Origin of the sequence: Sphingomonas sp., assembly GCF_036731925.1 — a bacterium.
GTDB lineage: Bacteria > Pseudomonadota > Alphaproteobacteria > Sphingomonadales > Sphingomonadaceae > Sphingomonas.
Window position 1 is genome coordinate 1,666,926 of sequence record NZ_DAINDJ010000001.1, and the last position, 19,621, is coordinate 1,686,546.

The following is a 19,621-nucleotide window of genomic DNA, read 5'->3' on the forward strand; positions in this document are numbered from 1 at the left end:
CTTAGCGTCCCTTCCCGACCAGCTTCTGTACGAACAGATAGAAGACTACGGCCAGACCGATCAGGACGAGCGTCCCGATCACATTGAAAGCAAGTTTGAGCACCCAGCCGAGCACGACGATGCCGCCGATGATGGCCAGGATGGTGACGATGAGGCTGTTGCCCCGCATCACCATTCGCCCCGATAGTCATGGTTCTCGTTCACCATCGCGGTGAGCGAGGTCGGGCCGCCGATCGGCTCGACCGTGTGGCGGCCGGGCTCCTGCGTGCCTGTCTTCGGGGTCTCGCCCTTGGCCAGCGCATCGAGAATGCCGAGCGTACGATCGAAATCGAGATCCTCGTAATTGTCGTCGTTGATCTGCACCATCGGCGCAGACGCGCAATTGCCCAGGCACTCGACCTCGGTGAGCGTGAACAGCCCGTCCGCGGTGGTGTGGCCCTTCTTCAGCCCGCGCGACTTGCACGCGGCCATCACGTCGTCCGACCCGCGCAGCATGCACGGCGTCGTGCCGCAGACCTGCACATGGTAGCGGCCGACCGGCACCAGGTTGAACATGGTATAGAAGGTCGCGACCTCGAACACGCGGATATAGGGCATGTCGAGCTGGCGGGCGACGAACTCGATCACCGGAACCGGAAGCCAGCCCTGCGTGTTCGTCTCGGCACCCACCTGGCGCTGCGCCAGGTCGAGGAACGGGATAGTGCACGACATCTGGCGACCCGCCGGATAGCGCGCCATGATCTCGCGCGCCTTCTCGGCATTGGCCGGCGTCCAGGCGAAATTGCCCCAGCGCGCGCGCACTTCGGCTTCGTCGGGGAGTTGAGGAGCGTCAGCCATCAGCGGTCACATTCACCGAAAACGATATCCATGGCGCCCAGGATGGCGGTGATGTCCGCCAGCATGTGCCCCTTGGACATGAAGTCCATCGCCTGCAGGTGGCTGAACGCGGTCGGGCGCACCTTGCAGCGATAGGGTTTGTTGGTGCCGTCCGACACCAGATACACGCCGAACTCGCCCTTCGGGCTCTCGGTCGCGACATACACTTCGCCCGCCGGCACGTGATAGCCTTCGGTGAAGAGCTTGAAGTGATGGATCAGCGCTTCCATCGATTGCTTCATCTCGCCGCGCTTCGGCGCACCGACCTTGCGGTCGAGCGTCAGGACCGGGCCTTCCGGCATGTCCTGGATGCACTGCTTGATGATGCGGGCCGACTGGTAGACTTCCTCGACGCGGACCATGAAGCGATCATAGCAATCGCCCTTGGTGCCGACGGGGATGTCGAAGTCGACGCGATCATACACATCATATGGCTGCGCGCGGCGGATGTCCCACGGGATACCGGCAGCGCGGATCATCGGGCCGGAGAAGCCCCACTTGATCGCGTCCTCGCGGTTCACGATCGCGATGTCGACGTTGCGCTGCTTGAAGATGCGGTTCTCGGCGACGAGGCTGATCGCGTCGCCGAACAGCTGCGGCAGGCGCGTGTCGAGCCATTCCGCAATGTCGTTCAGCAGCTTGACCGGCACGTCCTGACGGACGCCGCCAACGCGGAAGTAATTGGCGTGCATGCGCGCGCCGGACGCCCGCTCGTAGAAGTTCATGCAGTCTTCGCGCAGCTCGAACATCCACAGGTTCGGCGTCATCGCGCCGACGTCCATGACGTGCGAACCGAGGTTCAGCATGTGGTTCTTGATGCGGGTCAGCTCGGCGAACAGCACGCGCAGATACTGGGCGCGAAGCGGCACCTCGAGGTCGAGCAACTTCTCGACCGCGAGCACATAGCTGTGCTCCATCGCCATCGGCGAGCAATAGTCGAAGCGATCGAAATACGGCAGCGCCTGGGTGTAGGTCTTGTACTCGATCAGCTTTTCGGTGCCGCGGTGAAGCAGCCCGACATGCGGATCGATGCGCTCGATGATCTCGCCGTCCAGTTCGGTGACGAGACGGAGCACGCCGTGCGCCGCAGGGTGCTGCGGGCCGAAGTTGATCGTGTAGTTCGCGATAGAGGTATCGCCCGTCGCCGGGTCAATATCGCGCTCCATGATCTTTTCAACGGTGTCGGTCATTGGTTCTGCCCCTCACCCTTGGTGGGGATCACCGCGGGATCCGCCGGCTTCTCCTCCGGCTTGTTACCGGGGTGCGGCTGGCCAGCGCCGGTCTCGGCCGGGCTGTTGGTGGTCTTGGTGTCCTTGCCCTGCGCCGCTTCGCCCTTGGCGGCAGCGGTGTCGGCCTTGACGACGTCGTCGGCATTGGCCGGCGTCGGCGCGCCCTTGGCTTCGGGCTGCGGTGCCTTCTCGTCGCCGGGGAGGACGTATTGGGCACCCTCCCACGGGCTCATGAAATCGAAGTTGCGGAAGTCCTGCGCCAGGTTCACCGGCTCATAAACCACGCGCTTCGCTTCTTCCGAATAGCGCACTTCGACATACCCGGTCATCGGGAAGTCCTTGCGAAGCGGGTGCCCCTGGAAGCCGTAATCGGTCAGGATTCGGCGGAGGTCCGTATTGCCGTCGAACAGCACGCCGTACAGATCGTACACTTCGCGCTCGAGCCAGCCGGCTACCGGCCAGATGCCGGTCACGCTCGGCACCGGCTTTTCCTCGTCGGTGGTCACGCGGATGCGAATGCGGTGGTTCCGGGTGAACGACAGCAGCTGATAGACGACGTCAAAACGCTCCGCACGCTGCGGATAGTCGACACCGGCAATTTCGCTGAGCTGCTGGTATTCCAGACCCGGCGTGTCGCGCAGCGCGATCATCGCATCGCACAGCTTCTCGCGGACGACGGTGAGCGAAACCTCGCCCACGGCATCCTTCGCCTCGACCAGCATGTCGCCGAGCGCGGCCGTGGCCGCCTCGATCACGCCGTCATTGGCGGCATAGCGGGGAGCCGGCGCCCTCACCGGTCGAGGCTCCCGATGCGGCGGATCTTCCGCTGCAGCTGCATCACGCCGTAGAGCAAGGCCTCGGCGGTCGGCGGACAGCCGGGGACGTAGATGTCCACGGGCACCACGCGATCGCAGCCGCGCACGACGCTGTAGCTATAGTGGTAATAGCCGCCGCCATTGGCGCAGCTGCCCATCGAAATCACGTATTTCGGTTCCGACATCTGGTCATAAACCCGGCGCAGCGCCGGGGCCATCTTGTTGCACAGCGTGCCCGCGACGATCATCACGTCCGACTGGCGCGGCGACGCGCGCGGGGCAGCACCGAACCGCTCCATGTCGTAGCGCGGCATGTTGACGTGGATCATCTCCACCGCGCAGCACGCCAGGCCGAAGGTCATCCACCACAGCGAGCCGGTACGGGCCCACTGGAACAGCTCCTCGGTGGAGGTGACCAGGAATCCCTTGTCCGAAATCTCGGCATTGATGTCGTTCAGGAAACCAACGTCCGGGAGCGTACCGGCCGGAGGCGCCGACGAAAGCTCTACTCCCATTCCAGGGCTCCCTTCTTCCACGCATAAATCAGACCGAGCGCCAGCTCGGCAACGAAGATCATCATCGAGAACCAGGCCGTCCAGCCCAGTTTGAACACGCTCACCGCCCAGGGGTAGAGAAACGCGGCTTCGAGATCGAACACGATGAACAGGATCGCGACGAGGTAGAAGCGCACGTCGAACTGGCTGCGCGAATCCTCGAAGGCGGGGAAGCCGCACTCATATTCGGTGAGCTTTTCCGGCGACGGCTTGTTCGTGCCGGTGAGGCGCGACACGAGCATCGGCAGGAATACGAACGTGCCCGAGAGCAACAGGGCGATCCCAAGGAATATCAGGATCGGCAGATATTGTGACAGGTCGACCAATGGCCTTCTCTTCTCGCGAATGCGGAATCTTGGGGGGCTTCTAGGACCATGATCCCAGTGCGGCAAGGCCTGGAACCGCTGAGAATCATTCGCAATTGTTAAGGGGTAGTGAACCGCTGCCGTACTTCCTTAGCCAAGCGTATGAATTCGGATGGAATGCGCCGCCCCGTCGATCGTTGCGGGCACGAACCGAGCGCTTGCGCTTCCCCCAGGGACAGGGAGCGAAGGCGCATGGATGATGGTCGCCAGGCGCTGGGCGAGAAAGCCCCGTGCACCCCGCCCCTCCCGATCCCGGGCGATGATCAGCAGCTTCGCTTCTTCCGGCTGAACCCCGGGCTCCACGCCATAAACGGAAAGCGGCGCCCCGCGATGATCGGCGAGCCCGCACAAACCCGAATGGTCTTCGACTCGCGAAGAAAGCCCACGAAACGGCACCACTTCCCTAATGGCATCGAGGGGCGTTGCAAGCAGCCGTGCGCCTGTATCGAAGATGAGAAAAGCGTCGTTCGACTCCGCGCCAGCGCGCGCGCCAACGATTGCCCCGCCGGTCGCCTGCGCCGGCTCTCGGCACAGGGCGGCCATCGCCTTGATCGCAGGATCGGCGCGGACCGCTTCGCTATCCAGCACCAGATTCTGCCCGCCCGCCGGATCGGTGGCGATACCCGCAAAGAGCGAACTGCGTTCGGTGAGCTCGGTTGGTACCGGCCCGAACTTTTCGTCGGAGATGCGCGCGACGCTGCGAACGCTTTCGACATGCCATCCCACCAGCTTCCCGGGAGCTATCCGCAGCAGGATCACCGGGCCGGACGATTCCTCCGGAGTCGCGCCGTCGAGTCCCAGCGTCGCGAGTTGGTCGAACACGCGGACGTCGCGGCCCAGATAATTGACGCTCCGCGCCCAGCCGGGCGCAGGTACGGCGCAGCGCCGCAGGCTGATCGCCGGCGCGGTGCTCTCCACCAGGTGGCTGTCGATGGCGATGTCCACGCCGGCGACCGTGACGAGCACGAACGGCCGTGCCCGCGCGAGCGCGGCGTTGTCCGCCTCGCGGGCATGGCTGCGGACGAGCGGCAGACCCGGCATAGCGAAAAGCGTATCCGGATCGAGAATACCAACAATATGCGCCTCTCGCGTGAAGGCCCGGTCGACGAGACGCGCAGCGCCGCCGGAGTCGACCAGTTCGCGCACCGCCGACACCGGAATCCGGTACAGCCCGGACACGGTGTCAATCCGCAGGCCGAGCAGGACGTCCTCCTTGCGCAGCACCACGACGGTGCCGCCTGCCCCGGTCGTCTCGGCAAACCCCAGGAGTACGGAAACGTCGACCACCGGAATGACGTCGCCGCGCACGCCGATCGAGCCGATCAGCGCCGGGTGACTGCCGAAACACGGGCCCAGTTCGTCAGGGCACGGCACGACTTCACGGACCCAGTCTACCGGCACGGCCAGTTCGACGCCGCACAGGCGGAGCAGTCCGACGTCGATATGGCGCCGCCCAGCCTCCCCGACCACCGCGGTGAGCTCGGTCCCCATCGCCATCGTCAGATCGCGCTGTGGGTGGACGTCGCGAGCTCCGCGATCATCGCGACTACCTGGCGCGACGTCTCACGCTGCGCGCTGACCGACTGGGCAATTCCAGAGATCGCACCCGTGGTCTTGTCGACGCAGCCGGCGATCGATTCGAAGGCATTCCGCGCCGAGCGGGAGCGCTCGGTACCCTGCGTCACCCGCTCGCTCGACTCGCCGATCAGCCGGTTGATCTCTTCGGCCGCCGAAGCGCTGCGCTCGGCGAGCTTTCGCACTTCCTCGGCGACGATCGAGAAGCCGACGCCGTGCTCGCCAGCCCGCGCCGCTTCGATCGCGGCGTTGAAGGCCAGCAGGTTGGTCTGCCCGGCAAGGTCGCCGATCACGTCGACGATGCTGGCGATCTTCTTCGACGAGGCAGCCATGAGCTCCATCGATTCGATCGTCCCCTCGATCGCCGTCGTGCCGCGATCGGCCGCCGCCTGGGTCTCGCTGGCGAGCCCCGTCGCACTGCAGGCGCCATCACTGATGGTTTTGATGGCATCGGAAAGGTCGCCTACAACCGTCTGCATCTGCTCGGTCTTTGCCGCGATCTTGCGCTCGAGCATCACCTGGTCGGTGACGTCATAGGCATATTTGATCACCCGCGACGGATTTCCCTGGAGATCGAACACCGGCGAGTAGCTCGCCTGGATGAACACGTCGCGATCATATTTGCCGATCCGGTGGAAGCGGCCGGACTGCCCCTCGCCGCGGCCGAGCGAACGCCAGAAGTCACCATATTCCTTCGACTTCAGATGCGCGGGATCGACGAACATCGAATGGTGCCGTCCCTGTATTTCCCGCAGCGAGTAGCCCATGGTCGACAGGAAATTCTCGTTCGCCGTCAAGATCTCACCGTCCAGGCTGAACTCGATCGTCGCGAGGCTGCGGTCCACCGCCTGGGCACGACTCTTGCCTTCGATCGCCGCCTTCTTCCGCTCGGTGATGTCGTGCGCGAACTTCACTACCTTCACTACATTACCCAGACCATCGAAGATCGGGTTATAGGTCGCATTGAGCCAGATCTCCTCGCCCGCCTTGTTGCGGCGGCGGAAGTCGCCGGCGACATATTCGCCATGCGCCAGATCGGTCCAGAAGCGCGCATATTCCGGCGAATGGACAAGTTCGGCATCGCAGAACATCTTGTGATGCTTGCCGACCACGTCCTCCCGCCGATATCCCGTGGCGGCGAGGAAATTCTCGTTCGCGTCGAGGATCATGCCTTCGGGGGTGAATTCGATCACCGCCTGCGCGCGATTGATCGCCGCAACCTTGCCCTCGGCATCCGCGGCGCGCTGCTTCTGCTCGGTGATGTCATAGGCGTATTTCACCACCTTGATCAGCTTGCCGTCGGCATCCACAATGGGATTGTAGGTCGCGCGGATCCAGACGCGGCGCCCGTCCTTGCCGATGCGCGGGAAGATCCCGGCCTGAAACTCGCCCGCCGAGAGCGCGCGCCAGAAATTGGCATAGTCCTCGCTCTTCACATAGTCTGGATCGCAACAGGTGCGGTGGTGCTTGCCGATCAGCTCGCTGCGGTCATAGCCCATGGTCTGCAGGAACATGTCATTCGCGGCGACGACATAGCCGCTGGTGTCAAACTCGATCACCGCCGTCGAGCGGTCGATCGCGGCCAGCTTGCCGGCGGCCTCGGCGCTCTCGACCTGCTGCTGCGTAACGTCCATTGCGAACTTGACGATCTTCACCGGCAGACCCTGATGATCGAGGATCGGGTTGTAGGTCGCCTGGATCCACCGGTCCGTGCCGTCCTTCGCCACGCGCTTGTAGAGGCCGCCGTCGAATTCGCCGCGGCCGAGCCGCTCCCAGAACTGGCGATAGGCGGGGGAGCGGGCATATTCCGGCGTGCAGAAGATGCGGTGGTGCTGCCCCACTACCTCCTCGGCCTTGTAGCCGAGCAGGTTACAAAAATTCTCGTTTGCGCTGAGCACGCGGCCGGAAAGATCGAACTCGATCATCGCCGTTCCACGGCTGAAGGCGTTGAGTATACTGCGATTCAGCGCAGCCTCGATCCTCGCGCCGCGCACGTCACGGGCGATGAGGATGATATTCTTTACCTTGCCCTTTTCGTCCGTCACCGGCGCATAATAACCGGCAAGCCAAGCGTCTTTTCCGTCACAACCGTTACGACGCTCGGTTTCCTCGATCGTCTCGCCCGCGCGCAATCGGTCCCAGAAGGCGGCATAGGCCGGGCTAGCCGCGTAATCGGGATCGCAGAAGAAGCGGTGGTGCTCGCCGACCACGGTCTCGAGCACGCACCCCATCGCGTCGAGGAAGTGCTGATTGGCCCGGATCAGCGTCCCATCAGGGCTGAACTCGGCGACGGCGTAGAGGCGGTCCAGGACGCTGCCAACGTCCTGACAGAATGCCCCATCTGCAGCCGCTCCACGCCGCCCATTACCCAGGCCGGTCACTTCCATGTTCATGCGCCGTTCGTCCTATTTCGCCCGGCTTGTGAGCCGCAGCGGTTTTTAAGGACTTATAGAACGCGCGAACCCGGCAACTCCCGGGAAATAAGGTTAACTTTTAGGCTCCGTACTCGTACGGACCGCCTCAGCGCAGAGCGTTGGCGACCAGCTTGTGCAGCTTGGAGTGCAGGCCGTCATTGGCGGCAAGGAACTGGTTGCGCTGCATCGCCATGTCCTGGCCGCGATAGTCGGTGACGAAGCCGCCGGCTTCCTTAACGAGCAGCATGCCCGCCGCGACGTCCCACGGCTTCAGGTCCGATTCCCAATAGCCGTCGAACCGGCCCGCCGCGACCCAGGCGAGATCGAGCGCTGCCGAGCCCAGCCGACGGATGCCCGCCACTTCCGGCGCCACCGCACCGAAGATGCGGCTCCATTCGGCGAAATTGCCATGGCCCATGAACGGAATGCCGGTGGCGATCAGCGATTCCGAAAGGTCGCGACGCGAGGAAACGCGCAGCCGCTGGTCTTGCAGCCATGCGCCGCGGCCCTTCTCGGCCCAGAAGCTCTCGTCGGTGAGCGGCTGGTAGACCAGGCCGTGGGTGATCTCGGGCTTGCCCTGGGATCCGTTCGGATCCTCCACCGCGATCACGATCGAGAAATGCGGGATGCCGTGCAGGAAGTTGGTGGTGCCGTCGAGCGGATCGACGATGAAGCGCGGCTTGTCCGGATCGCCGGGCAGCTCGCCGCCCTCTTCGGCCAGGATGCGCCAGTCGGGGCGCGCCTTGCGCAGTTCCTCGATCAGCGTCTGCTCGGCGCGCTTGTCGGCCATGCTCACGAAATCGGCCGGGCCCTTGCGGCTGACCTGCAGGTGCTGGACCTCGTTGAAGTCGCGACGCAGGCGGGGTGCCGCCTTGCGAGCGGCACGGTCCATGACGGTGAGAAGGCCGGAAAAGGCTGCCATATCAATCTCTCTCCCTGCCGCAGGTGCGGGGGACTGGGAAGGCCTGATCCGAAAACGGGAAAAGGGGACGCAGGCCTGCCGTCCCCTTCCCTTGCATTGGTTCGGCCGAAGCCGGCAGATCAGTCCGCGCGGCGGACGTAGGTCTGCTCGTACACGTCGACGACGATGCGCGTGCCGCTGCCGATATGCGGCGGCACCATCACGCGCACGCCGTTGTCGAGCACGGCCGGCTTGTACGAGGAGGAGGCCGTCTGGCCCTTCACCACCGCGTCGGCCTCGACGATCGTCGCCTCGATCGTGTCGGGCAGCTGAACGCTGATCGCCTCGTCGTCATAGAGTTCCATGACCACGTCCATGCCGTCCTGCAGGAAGGCCGCCGCCTCGCCGAGCAGGTCGCGCGGCAGGGTCGTCTGGTCGTAGGTTTCCTTGTCCATGAACACGAGCATGTCGCCTTCCGGGTACAGGAACTGGAAATCCTTGGTGTCGAGGCGCACGCGCTCCACCGTCTCGGCCGAACGGAAGCGGACGTTGTTCTTGCGGCCGTCACGCAGGTTCTTGAGTTCGACCTGCATATAGGCACCGCCCTTGCCGGGCTGGGTGTGCTGAATCTTGACGGCGCGCCAGATGCCGCCTTCATATTCGATGATGTTGCCGGGACGGATGTCCACGCCGCTGATCTTCATGGATCGTGCCTGTTGTTGAGAAAGAGCTGAACGCGGCCCTTAGCTCCGCCCGGCCTTTCCCGCAAGCAGGGGATAGGGATCGACATTGGTCCCCTGCCACCAGCCCTCGCCCGGGGCCATCCGCTTGACCTCGAAATGGAGATGCGGCGACCCGCCATCAGCGCTGCCGCTGGTGCCGACGGTGGCGATCGGCTGGCCTTGCCGGATCGTCGCACCTTCCGGGACTTCGATGGTATCCAGATGGGCGTAGTAATGGACCGCCGCGCCATCGGACGTTCGGACGTAAAGGGTGCGCCCGCCTAGATCGCTCTCGAACTGTTTCTCCACCGTGCCGCTGGCAGCCGCCAGGACGGGCGTCCCCTTGGGCGCGAGGATGTCGATGGCGTGGTGTTCGCGGTCGCCATCGCCGCGAGGCTCGCCCCAATTGTCGCTGAGCGCCGACACGGGAACCCCCTGCACCGGGATGATCAACCCTGATGCTGCGGGCGTCGCAGCAGCTCTCGCGCGGGCCGCTTCGGCGCGCTTGGCCTGCCCCGCGGGCAGGAACCGCACGCGCGAAACCAGCAGCGCGAGCAGCGCCACGACGACAAGTCCCGCGATCAGGCCGAAGCGTCGCACGTGGCTATTCCTGGAAAATCGCCGGCGTGCCGGGCTTCACCATCAGCGCAACGCGCGCCGCGTCCCAGTTGGTCAGGCGGATGCAGCCATGGCTTTCGGTGCGGCCGATCGTCTGCGGCTCCGGCGTGCCGTGGATCCCGTAATGGTCCTTGGAGAGGTCGATCCACACCACGCCGACCGGCCCGTTCGGCCCCGGCGGCAGCATCGCCGCGTCGTCGCCCTTCTTAGCGTCCCAGAACAGCTTCGGGTTGTAGTGAAACTTGGGGTTGGTATCGACGCCGTAGATCTTCCAGCGGCCGATCGGGAGCGGATCGTGCTCGCTGCCCATGGTGGCGCTGAACTGGGCAACCAGTCGATTACCCGCGCCAAACACCTTCAGCACGCCTTCCGACTTGTCGACGATGATATGATCGGCCTTGGGCTGGCGCGGATCGACGTTGAGCATGCCCAGCGTCTGCCGCCATTCGGGCTTCCAGTCGGCCGGATAGGCCCGCGATCCCGGAAGCGCGTTGGGCAGCCGCAGCATCGTGCCGGTCTTGATCGTCGTCACGCCCGGATTGAGCGCGGTGATCACCTCGGGCGTGGTGTGAAACATCTCGGCCAGCTTTTCGAGCGGATTGCGATAGCCGAGCGTCTTCAGCTTGCCCTGCTCGGTCAGATCCTTCGGTATCGGATCGACAAACGGGCCCTGCATGGTCGCAGCACCCACGGCGAGGGTGCGCACCGGGCGCAGTGCGCGATACTGGTGCAGCACCGCCAGCGTGGCCGGGTCGATCACCCCTGTCCGCTTCAGCCCCCGCGCCTCCTGCAGGCCGCGAACCGCAGCGGTCAGTGACTGCCCCGAGCGGCCGTCCAGTATCCCGGGCCCGAAGCCCAGGTGATCGAGGATGACCTGGGCATGGAGGATGTTGAGATCGACCGGCGGCTTGGGGCTTGGGGCCTGCGCACGAGCGGGCATGGGCATGGCAAGCAGAACGGCAAACAACCCCAGGCATTTCCGCACACACTCTCTCCCGATCGCTTGTCGATCCAGGCAGAACGTTCGCACGCGCCGCTGGGTTGCGATCGGGTCAAACCCCGATGGACAAGTAGCGCATCCCGTGCGCTTATCAACGCGATGCGGGGGATTCTTTCAGAAGCGGAACAAGTGCTCGGCTCGCCGGTGCGCAACCTGGTTTCGATCCTGCTGTTCGTGCTCGCGGTCGCGATATCGGCGACGATCGGCTACATGGCGGCGGGCTGGAGCTTCGCCGATGCCAGCTACATGGTCGTGCTGACGATCTACACCGTCGGTTATGGCGAAGTCCGGCCGATCGACACCCCCTATCTCCACGCGCTGACCATGGGGGTGATGGTGCTGGGCTGCACCGGCATGATCCTCCTCACCAGCGCACTCGTCCAGTTCTTCACCGTCCTGCAATTGCAGAGCATTTTCGGAGCAACCCGCATGCAGAGCCGGATCGACAAGCTCTCGGACCATGTCGTCATCTGCGGCTATGGCCGGATCGGCGTGATGCTCGCCCGCGATCTTTCCCGCGCCGCCGTACCGGTGCTGGTGATCGAGCGCGGGCCCGAGCGCCGTGCGGAGGCCGAGGCGGCGGGCCTGTGCACGCTCTCGGGCGACGCGACTGAGGAGGAAGTGCTGATCGCCGCCGGCATCCAGCGCGCCCGCGCGCTCGCCACGGTGCTGCCCGACGACGCCGCCAATGTGTTCATCACGCTCAGCGCGCGTAACCTCAACGCCGGGCTGGAAATCATCGCCCGTGGCGAGGCCCCGACAACGGAGCGCAAGCTGATCCACGCCGGCGCAGACCGCGTCGTTTTCCCCACCCATATCGGCGCCGAGGCAATGGCGCGGATGATCCTCTATCCCCACCGCGAGCATGTGCAGGGTGACGAGCAACTGGCGCGGCTGCGGCGCGAGCTCGGCGCACTGGGGCTGGAGGTCGAGATGGTGGAAGTCGCGAAAGGCTCGACCATGGTCGGGCTGAGCGTCGAGGAAGCCGAGCGTCGCGCCGAGGGCAGCATCTTCATCGTCCAGATCGACCGCACCGACGGCCGCTCCATCCCCCGCCCCGCACGGGATGAGCGGCTGGAGGCCGGCGACAAGGCGGTGGTGGTGATGCGCGACGTCGCCGCGGGTGCGCGGGCATTGTTTACCTCCCGCGTCGAGATTCGTGCCGGGCGGAACAAGTTTTGAGGTTCGTTCTTCTCGAGCCCCCTTCCTTCAGGCACGGTTGGGGTGGAGCAGCATCCCAGCGGGGCCAGCCCCTGGCCTCGCCTCCCTTCACCCCAGCTTCAGCTACCGCCGGTTAAGGGCTTCGAATGGCAACGCCTGCTCCCTCCTCCCGAACGATTCCCTTCGCCTGGAAACGCTGGGCAGCGGCACTCATCGCCCTGCTCGCCGCGATCGCCTTCGGAGTCTATTGGAGCGCCGGCTTCCTCGATCGCGATCCGGTGCACCTCTACGGCATGCCCGAGCGACCCGGTACCGCGCCCGTGGCAGCAGTATTCCTCTCCGGTGACATGGGCATGCGCTACGGAATGGGCTCGCATGTCGTCGAGGCGCTGGCCGGCGCCGGCGTGCCGGTCTACGCCGTGGCAAGCTCCACCGCATTTGCGCACCGGCAGACCCATGCGGAGGTACAGGCCCTGCTCGATCATGCGATCCGAGAGGCGAGCCGCCGCTCCGGCGCCGCCAGGATCGTCGTCATCGGCCAGTCCTTCGGCGCAGACATGGCCCGGGTGGCCATGGCGTCGCTGCCGGCGGAACTGCGATCAAGGGTCGCGGCGCTGGTGCTGGTCGTCCCCGGAACGACCGCCTACTTTCGTGCCGACCCGCTCGGATTCGCCTATATCGGTGCGCCCGATGCCGACGCGGCATCGGCGAAGAAACTGGACTGGCTCCCGGTGACCTGCATTCGCGGCGCCGACGAGACCGACAGCCTCTGCCCTACCCTGCTTGCGCCGAACGTACGCCGCATCACGCTGCCGGGCGGGCATTTCCTGCGCATGGACCATGACCTGCTGGTCCGCACCGTGTTCGCCGCGCTGGCGCCCGTCCTTGGCACGCACCTCGACGCTCCTGCATCCTGAGCCTCCCGGGCCCGACCACGTCCGCTCGATTGCTAGGCGTACGGCGCGCAGCTAAAGCCAGCGGCGATGCCCAAGGGGGAAAGGCATCGGCTGGGGAACGGAATGCAAGGCGCGGAGCCGGACACGACGGCGGAAAAGACAAGGTCCACACGCGGGCTCGGCCTCTGGTTGACCACCCACCGCCGACCAGTCCTGATCCTGCTGACGCTGGCGCTCACCTTGTCGGGCTTCGAGGCGGTGCGGGCGATCCTCCACGAAGTGCGCCTGCGCGACGTGCGCCATTCCTTGCACCAGATCGACTCCATTCGGCTGGCACTGGCCCTGGGCCTCACCACTGCCTCCTATCTGGCGCTGACCCTGTACGACTGGTTTGCCGTGCGCGCGATCGGCCTCCGCCTGCCTTGGCGGACGGCAGCGCTCGCCTCGTTCACTAGCTACACGATCAGCCACAATCTCGGGCTCTCGCTACTGACCGGCGGCACCGCGCGGCTGCGGGCCTATGGCGCGGCAGGCCTCGACTTCGCCGATGTCGCACGCGTCACGCTGATTGCCAGCGGCACCTTCTGGGGCGGCGTGTTCGCCGTGACGGCGATCGCCCTGCTCAGCGCCCAGCATCCGCTGCCGCTGTTCGGAGGGATGCTCTCTCTGTCGCTGCTCCACGGCGCCGGGGCGATCGTGGCGCTCGGCTTCGTCGCGCTGTTCGTGCTCCGCGCGCGAGGACTGAACGAATTGCACATCGGCAGCGCCAGCCTGCCGCTGCCTCGTGCGCCGCTGATGGCTGCGCAGATCGGGATCGCCGCCTTCGATCTGGCCTGCGCGTCCGGCGCGCTGTTCGTCCTGATCCCGCATGCCGATCCCACGCTGATCGGCACCTTCTTCCTCGCCTATGCCCTGGCCATCGTCGTCGCGCTGATCACCCATGTTCCCGGCGGAATCGGCGTGTTCGAGGCGGCGATGCTCGCCCTGGTGCCGATCGGGCGAAGCGATCTCTTCGCGGCGCTGCTGCTCTACCGCGTCCTGTATTATCTGCTGCCGCTGCTGATCGCCGGTGCGGTCCTCGTCGCGATCGAAGGCGGAAGGCTGCGCCGCCCGATCGCCACCGGGCTGAGCGTTGCGCACCGGATCGGCCAGACGCTGGTGCCGCCGCTGCTGGCACTTCTGGTGTTCGGCGGCGGACTGGTCCTGCTGGTATCCGGCGCCCTGCCGCCGGCGCATGGCCGCATGCACCCGCTCCACGGCATCCTGCCCCTGCCCTTCGTGGAGGGGTCCCACTTCGCCGGGAGCCTGGTCGGCACGGCACTGCTGCTGATCGCGCCCGCCGTGCAGGCGCGGCTGAAGAGCGGCTTCCATGCCGCGCGGCTGCTGCTGCTGGCCGGCGCCGTCTTCTCGATCGCCAAGGGCATCGATGTCGAAGAGGCGGCGGTACTGCTAATCGTTGCCGGGCTGCTGCAATATGCGCGGCCAGGCTTCTATCGCAGCGCGGGGATCGGCTCTGCGCCGGTCGCACGCTGGTGGTGGGCGGCGGCGCTGATCGCCCTGCTGCTCAGCGCCTGGGCCGGTTTCTTCGCGTACAAGCGCGTGCCGTACAGCGACGATCTGTGGTGGGACTTCGCCTGGCGCGGCAACGCCCCACGGTTTCTCCGCGCGACACTCGGTGCGACGATATTGCTGGTGGGCTGGGCGTTCTGGCGCCTCATGTCCGCCGCGCCCCGCGTCCGCGAGCACCACGCGCTCGACGCCGAGGTAGCCAAACGCGCGATCGCCGTCGCCAGTCGCGCCGACGCCATGCTCGCCTATACCGGCGACAAGGATTTCCTGGTTTCCACCGCCGGCGACGCCTTCCTGATGTACCGCGTGCAGGGGCGCACCTGGATCGTGATGGGCGATCCCGTCGGGCCCGAAGAGGCCTGGTCCGAGCTGATCTGGGAAATCCGCCGCCGCTGCGATGCCGCGCGGGGGCGGCTGTGCCTGTTCCAGGTCAGCGCGGCAATGCTGCCGCTGGTCGTCGAACTGGGCCTCCAGCCGCTCAAATATGGCGAGGAAGCGGTGGTCGATCTCCGTGCAGGCTATGACCTGAAGGGCGGCCAGTTCAAGTCGCTGCGCTATTCGGTGAAGCGCGCGACCAGCGAAGGACTGGCGTTCGAGGTGGTGCCCGCGTCGGACGTGCCTGCGCTGCTCCCCGATCTCAAGCGCGTCTCCGATGCCTGGCTTGCCGGTAAGACCGGGGCGGAGAAACGGTTCAGCCTCGGCTGCTTCGACGCCGCCTATCTGTCCCATTTCGATTGCGCCGTGCTGCGGCTGGAGGGGCAGGTCGTCGCCTTCGCAAACCTGTGGGAGACACCCAACCGCGAGGAAATCTCCGTGGACCTGATGCGGCATCTGCCGGGCACACCCTATGGCGCCATGGACCTGCTGTTCGTGCGGCTGTTGCAATATGGCGCCGCGCAGCGGTTCGAGCGGTTCAACCTCGGCATGGCGCCGCTCTCCGGCCTCAAGCCCGGCCCGCTTGCGCCGATCTGGTCGCGGCTGGGGGCGGCGGTCTATGGCCATGGCGAGCGGATTTACGGCTTTTCCGGGCTGCGCGCGTTCAAGCAGAAGTTCGGCCCCAGCTGGATTCCGCGCTATATCGGCACCACCCCCGGCGTGTCCGTGCCGCGGGCGCTGATCGACGCGGCGGTGCTGATCGGCGGATAGCCCCTTGGGTTCCGGTTCTCCCACCCCACATGCTGCCGCGTATTCCAGGGAGGCACGCATGGACATCGCATTTCTCGGGCTTGGGCAGATGGGCATCGGCATGGCGGGCGCGCTGCTCGATGCCGGGCATACGCTCACGGTGTGGAACCGCTCGCCCGACAAGGCCGAACCGCTGACGGAACGCGGCGCCCGTCTCGCCCGCACCCCGCGCGAGGCGGCCGACGGGGCGCAGGCCGTGCTGACCATGGTGGCGGACGACGCTGCGCTGGCAGCGATCCTCGACGGGGAAGACGGCGTGCTCGCCGGCATGGCGCCGGGCGCGCTCCACCTTTCCCACAGCACCATCGCCGTCGCCACCGCCGACAGGCTGGCGGAGCGCCACGCCGAAGCCGGGCACCACTTCGTTTCCGCGCCCGTCTTCGGTCGCCCGCCGGTCGCCGCACAGGGCAAGCTCGCCATTGTCGCCGCCGGTCCGGCGGAGGCGATGGAAGCCGCCGCGCCGATCCTCGACGCGCTGGGCCGTGTGACCTTCCCGATCGGCGACAAGCCCTCGGCCGCGAACCTGGTGAAGCTGGCCGGCAACTTCATGATCATGGCGACCGTGGAAGCCTATGGCGAGGCGATGTCGCTTGGCGAGAAGGGCGGCGTGGCTCGCGAGAAGATGCTGGAAGTATTCTCGGGCACGATCTTCGACGGGGCAATCCACAAGGTCTATGGCCCGCCGATTGCCGAGCGCCGCCACCGCCCCGCCGGCTTTGCCGCGCCGCTGGGCCTCAAGGACATGCGTCTTGCCGGTGAGGCGGCCGAGGCGCTGGGCGCCAGGCTGCCGCTGCTCGATCTTGTCCGCGCGCATCTCACCGAAACCGTCGCGACGGAAGGCAGCGACGTCGACGTGACCGCGCTCGCCGAGACGATCGCCAAGCTCTGATCGTCGGAAGGGCGGCCCGCTTCGTCGGTGTCCGCCCTTCCCACCGCGCTGGATCGCGCGTACATTTCCCACATGATCAAGCGGCTTTTCCTCGCCCATCCCCGCAGCGTCGGCGAAAGCTATGGCGAGCACGCCGTCACCGCCGCCCGGTTCGGCGCTACGATGATGGTGGGCGGTGCCGCGTGCATCGTCCATGCGGTGCTGCCGTTCCTGTTCGTGCGGACGGCGAGCGACTCGGTAAAGCGGCTGTATGCCCAGATGAAGGCGCGTCAGCCGGCCTTTGCGAAGCAGCAGCCCGCCTTCCGCCAGCCCGAGTGGCAGCTCGACTACGAAATCTGAAGCCGGCGCCGGGGGGCCGCATTCCATGATCGAACACGTTGCCATCATCGGCGCGGGCTTTTCGGGCACGCTCCAGGCCATCAACCTCATCCGCCACGAAGGCCCGCGCGCGACGCTGATCGAGCGCGCGCCGGTGGCGGGCACCGGGCTTGCCTATGGCGCCGCCCACCCCTCCCACCTGCTCAACGTCCGCGCCGCGAACATGAGCGCGTTCCCCGACGATCCCGCCCATCTCGTCCGCTGGCTGGAAGCGCGCGGTGTGGAGAATGCCGCCGCCAGCTTCGTGCCGCGCCGCGTCTATGGCGAGTATCTCCGCGAGATGCTGGACGAGGCGCTCGCCCGCTATCCGGACCGCCTGCGCCTCGTTCGCGGCGAAGTGGAGGACGTGACCTTCGATGCCGACGGCGCGACCCTCCAGCTGTCCGACGGCACACTGCGCGCCGATGCCGCCGTGCTCGCGGTCGGCAACCTGCCCCCGCACGATCCGCCGGGACTGGACCCCACCACGCTGTCGAGCGCCCGCTACAAGGGGGACCCCTGGGACACGAGCGTGCCCGAGGGGCTTTCCGATAGCGATACCGTGCTGGTGATCGGCACCGGCCTCACCATGGTCGATGTGGCGCTGCTGCTGGAGGCGCGCGGCTTCGGCGGCAAGATCGTCGCCGTCTCGCGGCGCGGCTTGCTCCCCCGCCCCCATGCCGCTGGCCAGGACTGGGACAAGCTCCGCGAGCGCCCGCACGCTCGTGCCTCTGCGCTGGTCCGGGCCGTGCGTATGCGCGCCGAGCAGGTCGGCTGGCGCAATGCGGTCGACGAGCTCCGCCCCTTTACCCAACCGATGTGGGCCAATGCCAGCGAGGACGAGCGCGCCCGCTTCCTCCGCCATTTGCGCCCCTGGTGGGACGTCCACCGCCACCGCCTCGCCCCAGAGGTGCATGCACGCCTCCAGGCGCTGATCGATCGCGGCCGGCTGGAGGTGCGCGCCGCCAAGACGCTGGGCTTTACCGAGGGGCCGGACGGGATCGCTGTCACCCTGCGCCCACGCGGAAGCGACGCCCCGGAAACGATCCTCACCCAGCGCATCGTGAACTGCACCGGCCCACTTGGCGACCTTGCCCGGTCGCGCGAGCCGCTGCTCCAGCGCCTGGCCGCGCGTGGGATGATCCGCCCGGATCCCGCGCATATCGGAATCGATGTCGACAACCAGGGCCAGACCATCGCCGCCGATGGCCGCGCCAACGCGAACCTCTACGCGCTGGGCCCGATGACCCGCGGCGCCTTCTGGGAAATCGTCGCCGTGCCCGACATTCGCACCCAGACCTGGGCCGTCGCCCGCCGGCTGTCCAATGCGCATTGGGTCGGGGGCGAGGGTCTGTGACGATTTGGTAACATTTGACACTAAATCGGGAAGTGCGGTATCAGGTCGATCATGACCGATACCGCCAATCCGCTCGGCCTCAACGGCTTCGAGTTCGTCGAGTTCACCTCGCCCGATCCGGACGCGATGGCGCGCCAGTTCGAGCAGCTGGGCTTCGTCCCCACCCATCGCCATCCGCGCAAGAACATCACCCGCTACAAGCAGGGCCGCATCAACCTGATGCTCAACCGCGACGATGCCGGCCGCGTCGCCGCCTTCCGCGGCGAGCACGGTCCCTCGGCCAGCGCGATGGCGTTCCGCGTCGCCGATCCGGCGAAGGCAATGGAATGGGCGCTCGCCCATGGCGGCAAGCCCACCGACGAGGATGATACCGTCATCCAGGGCATCGGCGGATCCTACCTCTATTTCATCCAGGACGGCAGCGACCTCTATGCCGATTGGGCCGAGTTCCCCGGCTGGCGCGAGGCGGAGGCGGAGAACAGCGTCGGGCTCGACCTGCTCGACCACCTCACCCACAATGTCCGCCGCGGACAGATGCGGGTGTGGAGCGAATTCTACCGCACGCTCTTCGGCTTCGAGGAGCAGAAGTATTTCGACATCAAGGGCAAGGCCACCGGCCTGTTCAGCCAGGCGATGATCGCGCCGGACAAGGCGATCCGCATCCCGCTCAACGAGAGCCAGGACGACGCCAGCCAGATCGAGGAATTTCTCCGCGAATATAACGGCGAAGGCATCCAGCACCTCGCGCTGACGACGGACGACATCTATGACACGGTCGAGCGCCTGCGCGCCCGCGGCGTGCGGCTGCAGGACACGATCGAGACCTATTACGAGCTGGTCGACAAGCGCGTCCCCGGCCACGGCGAGGATCTGGAGCGACTGCGTAAGAACCGCATCCTGATCGACGGTTCGGTGGAGAACAACGAGGGCATCCTGCTCCAGATCTTCACCGAGACGATGTTCGGCCCGATCTTCTTCGAGATCATCCAGCGCAAGGGCAACGAGGGGTTCGGCAACGGCAATTTCCAGGCGCTGTTCGAGAGCATCGAGCTCGACCAGATCCGCCGCGGCGTGATCAAGGTCGACGCCTGACCAGTTCGGAGAGGGAGAGAGCCGGGGGTGCCGCCGCAGGAACGCA

Annotated in this window: 19 protein-coding genes; 7 read left to right on the forward strand and 12 right to left on the reverse strand. The window is 66.2% G+C overall.

What is annotated here, in order from left to right; genetic code table 11:
* Position 1: 1 nt before the first annotated feature.
* The 12 genes from V7E00_RS08190 to V7E00_RS08245 all read right to left on the reverse strand — a co-directional run bounded on the left by V7E00_RS08190 (position 2) and on the right by V7E00_RS08245 (position 11,015).
* Positions 2 to 169 (reverse strand): hypothetical protein, encoded by a 168-nt coding sequence (locus tag V7E00_RS08190; RefSeq protein WP_164521846.1) that lies wholly within the window; start codon positions 167 to 169, stop codon positions 2 to 4.
* Positions 169 to 837 (reverse strand): complex I 24 kDa subunit family protein, encoded by a 669-nt coding sequence (locus tag V7E00_RS08195; protein WP_333572128.1) that lies wholly within the window; start codon positions 835 to 837, stop codon positions 169 to 171. Before V7E00_RS08195 ends, V7E00_RS08190 begins: the two co-directional genes overlap by 1 nt.
* The gene (locus V7E00_RS08200; protein WP_333572129.1) at positions 837 to 2,066 is read right to left on the reverse strand and encodes an NADH-quinone oxidoreductase subunit D; all 1,230 of its coding nucleotides are present in this window, start codon (positions 2,064 to 2,066) and stop codon (positions 837 to 839) included. Before V7E00_RS08200 ends, V7E00_RS08195 begins: the two co-directional genes overlap by 1 nt.
* A complete protein-coding gene (locus V7E00_RS08205; protein WP_333572130.1) occupies positions 2,063 to 2,899 on the reverse strand; it encodes an NADH-quinone oxidoreductase subunit C in 837 nt (278 codons plus the stop codon). The genes V7E00_RS08200 and V7E00_RS08205 overlap by 4 nt, the downstream gene beginning before the upstream one ends.
* Positions 2,896 to 3,435, reverse strand: a complete 540-nt coding sequence (locus V7E00_RS08210) for a NuoB/complex I 20 kDa subunit family protein (protein ID WP_064312156.1) — start codon at positions 3,433 to 3,435, stop codon at positions 2,896 to 2,898. The genes V7E00_RS08205 and V7E00_RS08210 overlap by 4 nt, the downstream gene beginning before the upstream one ends.
* Positions 3,426 to 3,800 (reverse strand): NADH-quinone oxidoreductase subunit A, encoded by a 375-nt coding sequence (locus V7E00_RS08215; protein WP_333572131.1) that lies wholly within the window; start codon positions 3,798 to 3,800, stop codon positions 3,426 to 3,428. Before V7E00_RS08215 ends, V7E00_RS08210 begins: the two co-directional genes overlap by 10 nt.
* Before the next feature lie 129 nt (positions 3,801 to 3,929).
* A complete protein-coding gene (locus V7E00_RS08220) occupies positions 3,930 to 5,336 on the reverse strand; it encodes a chemotaxis protein CheW (protein WP_333572132.1) in 1,407 nt (468 codons plus the stop codon).
* Between the two features lie 2 nt (positions 5,337 to 5,338).
* Complete coding sequence (locus V7E00_RS08225; RefSeq protein ID WP_333572133.1) at positions 5,339 to 7,807, reverse strand: methyl-accepting chemotaxis protein; 2,469 nt, start codon at positions 7,805 to 7,807, stop codon at positions 5,339 to 5,341.
* Between the two features lie 127 nt (positions 7,808 to 7,934).
* The gene (locus tag V7E00_RS08230; RefSeq protein ID WP_333572134.1) at positions 7,935 to 8,750 is read right to left on the reverse strand and encodes an inositol monophosphatase family protein; all 816 of its coding nucleotides are present in this window, start codon (positions 8,748 to 8,750) and stop codon (positions 7,935 to 7,937) included.
* Positions 8,751 to 8,869: 119 nt separating this feature from the next.
* A complete protein-coding gene (efp, locus tag V7E00_RS08235) occupies positions 8,870 to 9,433 on the reverse strand; it encodes an elongation factor P (RefSeq protein ID WP_064312161.1) in 564 nt (187 codons plus the stop codon).
* A gap of 39 nt (positions 9,434 to 9,472) precedes the next feature.
* The gene (locus tag V7E00_RS08240) at positions 9,473 to 10,051 is read right to left on the reverse strand and encodes a M23 family metallopeptidase (RefSeq protein ID WP_333572135.1); all 579 of its coding nucleotides are present in this window, start codon (positions 10,049 to 10,051) and stop codon (positions 9,473 to 9,475) included.
* Positions 10,052 to 10,055: 4 nt separating this feature from the next.
* Positions 10,056 to 11,015 (reverse strand): L,D-transpeptidase family protein, encoded by a 960-nt coding sequence (locus tag V7E00_RS08245; protein WP_333572136.1) that lies wholly within the window; start codon positions 11,013 to 11,015, stop codon positions 10,056 to 10,058.
* 153 nt (positions 11,016 to 11,168) lie between these two features.
* Between V7E00_RS08245 and V7E00_RS08250 the strand changes: the two genes are divergently transcribed.
* The 7 genes from V7E00_RS08250 to hppD all read left to right on the forward strand — a co-directional run bounded on the left by V7E00_RS08250 (position 11,169) and on the right by hppD (position 19,575).
* Entirely contained in the window at positions 11,169 to 12,251 is a 1,083-nt protein-coding gene (locus tag V7E00_RS08250; RefSeq protein ID WP_333572137.1) for a potassium channel family protein, read from the forward strand.
* Positions 12,252 to 12,376: 125 nt separating this feature from the next.
* Positions 12,377 to 13,147: an AcvB/VirJ family lysyl-phosphatidylglycerol hydrolase gene (locus V7E00_RS08255; protein ID WP_333572138.1), complete on the forward strand. Its 771-nt coding sequence runs from the start codon at positions 12,377 to 12,379 to the stop codon at positions 13,145 to 13,147.
* A gap of 168 nt (positions 13,148 to 13,315) precedes the next feature.
* The gene (gene mprF / locus V7E00_RS08260; protein WP_333572139.1) at positions 13,316 to 15,841 is read left to right on the forward strand and encodes a bifunctional lysylphosphatidylglycerol flippase/synthetase MprF; all 2,526 of its coding nucleotides are present in this window, start codon (positions 13,316 to 13,318) and stop codon (positions 15,839 to 15,841) included.
* A gap of 58 nt (positions 15,842 to 15,899) precedes the next feature.
* A complete protein-coding gene (locus V7E00_RS08265) occupies positions 15,900 to 16,769 on the forward strand; it encodes an NAD(P)-dependent oxidoreductase (RefSeq protein ID WP_333572140.1) in 870 nt (289 codons plus the stop codon).
* Between the two features lie 72 nt (positions 16,770 to 16,841).
* Positions 16,842 to 17,108 (forward strand): DUF6356 family protein, encoded by a 267-nt coding sequence (locus V7E00_RS08270; RefSeq protein ID WP_333572141.1) that lies wholly within the window; start codon positions 16,842 to 16,844, stop codon positions 17,106 to 17,108.
* A gap of 25 nt (positions 17,109 to 17,133) precedes the next feature.
* Entirely contained in the window at positions 17,134 to 18,483 is a 1,350-nt protein-coding gene (locus V7E00_RS08275) for an FAD/NAD(P)-binding protein (RefSeq protein WP_333572142.1), read from the forward strand.
* 51 nt (positions 18,484 to 18,534) lie between these two features.
* The gene (hppD, locus tag V7E00_RS08280; RefSeq protein WP_333572143.1) at positions 18,535 to 19,575 is read left to right on the forward strand and encodes a 4-hydroxyphenylpyruvate dioxygenase; all 1,041 of its coding nucleotides are present in this window, start codon (positions 18,535 to 18,537) and stop codon (positions 19,573 to 19,575) included.
* Positions 19,576 to 19,621: the final 46 nt, after the last annotated feature.

Bases quoted from the DNA above. Each gene is read 5' to 3' on its own strand.
- V7E00_RS08190 (WP_164521846.1), bottom strand. From the start codon at position 169: ATGCGGGGCAACAGCCTCATCGTCACCATCCTGGCCATCATCGGCGGC.
- V7E00_RS08195 (WP_333572128.1), bottom strand. From the start codon at position 837: ATGGCTGACGCTCCTCAACTCCCCGACGAAGCCGAAGTGCGCGCGCGC.
- V7E00_RS08200 (WP_333572129.1), bottom strand. From the start codon at position 2,066: ATGACCGACACCGTTGAAAAGATCATGGAGCGCGATATTGACCCGGCG.
- V7E00_RS08210 (WP_064312156.1), bottom strand. From the start codon at position 3,435: ATGGGAGTAGAGCTTTCGTCGGCGCCTCCGGCCGGTACGCTCCCGGAC.
- V7E00_RS08220 (WP_333572132.1), bottom strand. From the start codon at position 5,336: ATGGCGATGGGGACCGAGCTCACCGCGGTGGTCGGGGAGGCTGGGCGG.
- V7E00_RS08225 (WP_333572133.1), bottom strand. From the start codon at position 7,807: ATGAACATGGAAGTGACCGGCCTGGGTAATGGGCGGCGTGGAGCGGCT.
- V7E00_RS08230 (WP_333572134.1), bottom strand. From the start codon at position 8,750: ATGGCAGCCTTTTCCGGCCTTCTCACCGTCATGGACCGTGCCGCTCGC.
- efp (WP_064312161.1), bottom strand. From the start codon at position 9,433: ATGAAGATCAGCGGCGTGGACATCCGTCCCGGCAACATCATCGAATAT.
- V7E00_RS08245 (WP_333572136.1), bottom strand. From the start codon at position 11,015: ATGCCCATGCCCGCTCGTGCGCAGGCCCCAAGCCCCAAGCCGCCGGTC.
- V7E00_RS08250 (WP_333572137.1), top strand. From the start codon at position 11,169: ATGCGGGGGATTCTTTCAGAAGCGGAACAAGTGCTCGGCTCGCCGGTG.
- V7E00_RS08255 (WP_333572138.1), top strand. From the start codon at position 12,377: ATGGCAACGCCTGCTCCCTCCTCCCGAACGATTCCCTTCGCCTGGAAA.
- V7E00_RS08265 (WP_333572140.1), top strand. From the start codon at position 15,900: ATGGACATCGCATTTCTCGGGCTTGGGCAGATGGGCATCGGCATGGCG.
- V7E00_RS08270 (WP_333572141.1), top strand. From the start codon at position 16,842: ATGATCAAGCGGCTTTTCCTCGCCCATCCCCGCAGCGTCGGCGAAAGC.
- V7E00_RS08275 (WP_333572142.1), top strand. From the start codon at position 17,134: ATGATCGAACACGTTGCCATCATCGGCGCGGGCTTTTCGGGCACGCTC.
- hppD (WP_333572143.1), top strand. From the start codon at position 18,535: ATGACCGATACCGCCAATCCGCTCGGCCTCAACGGCTTCGAGTTCGTC.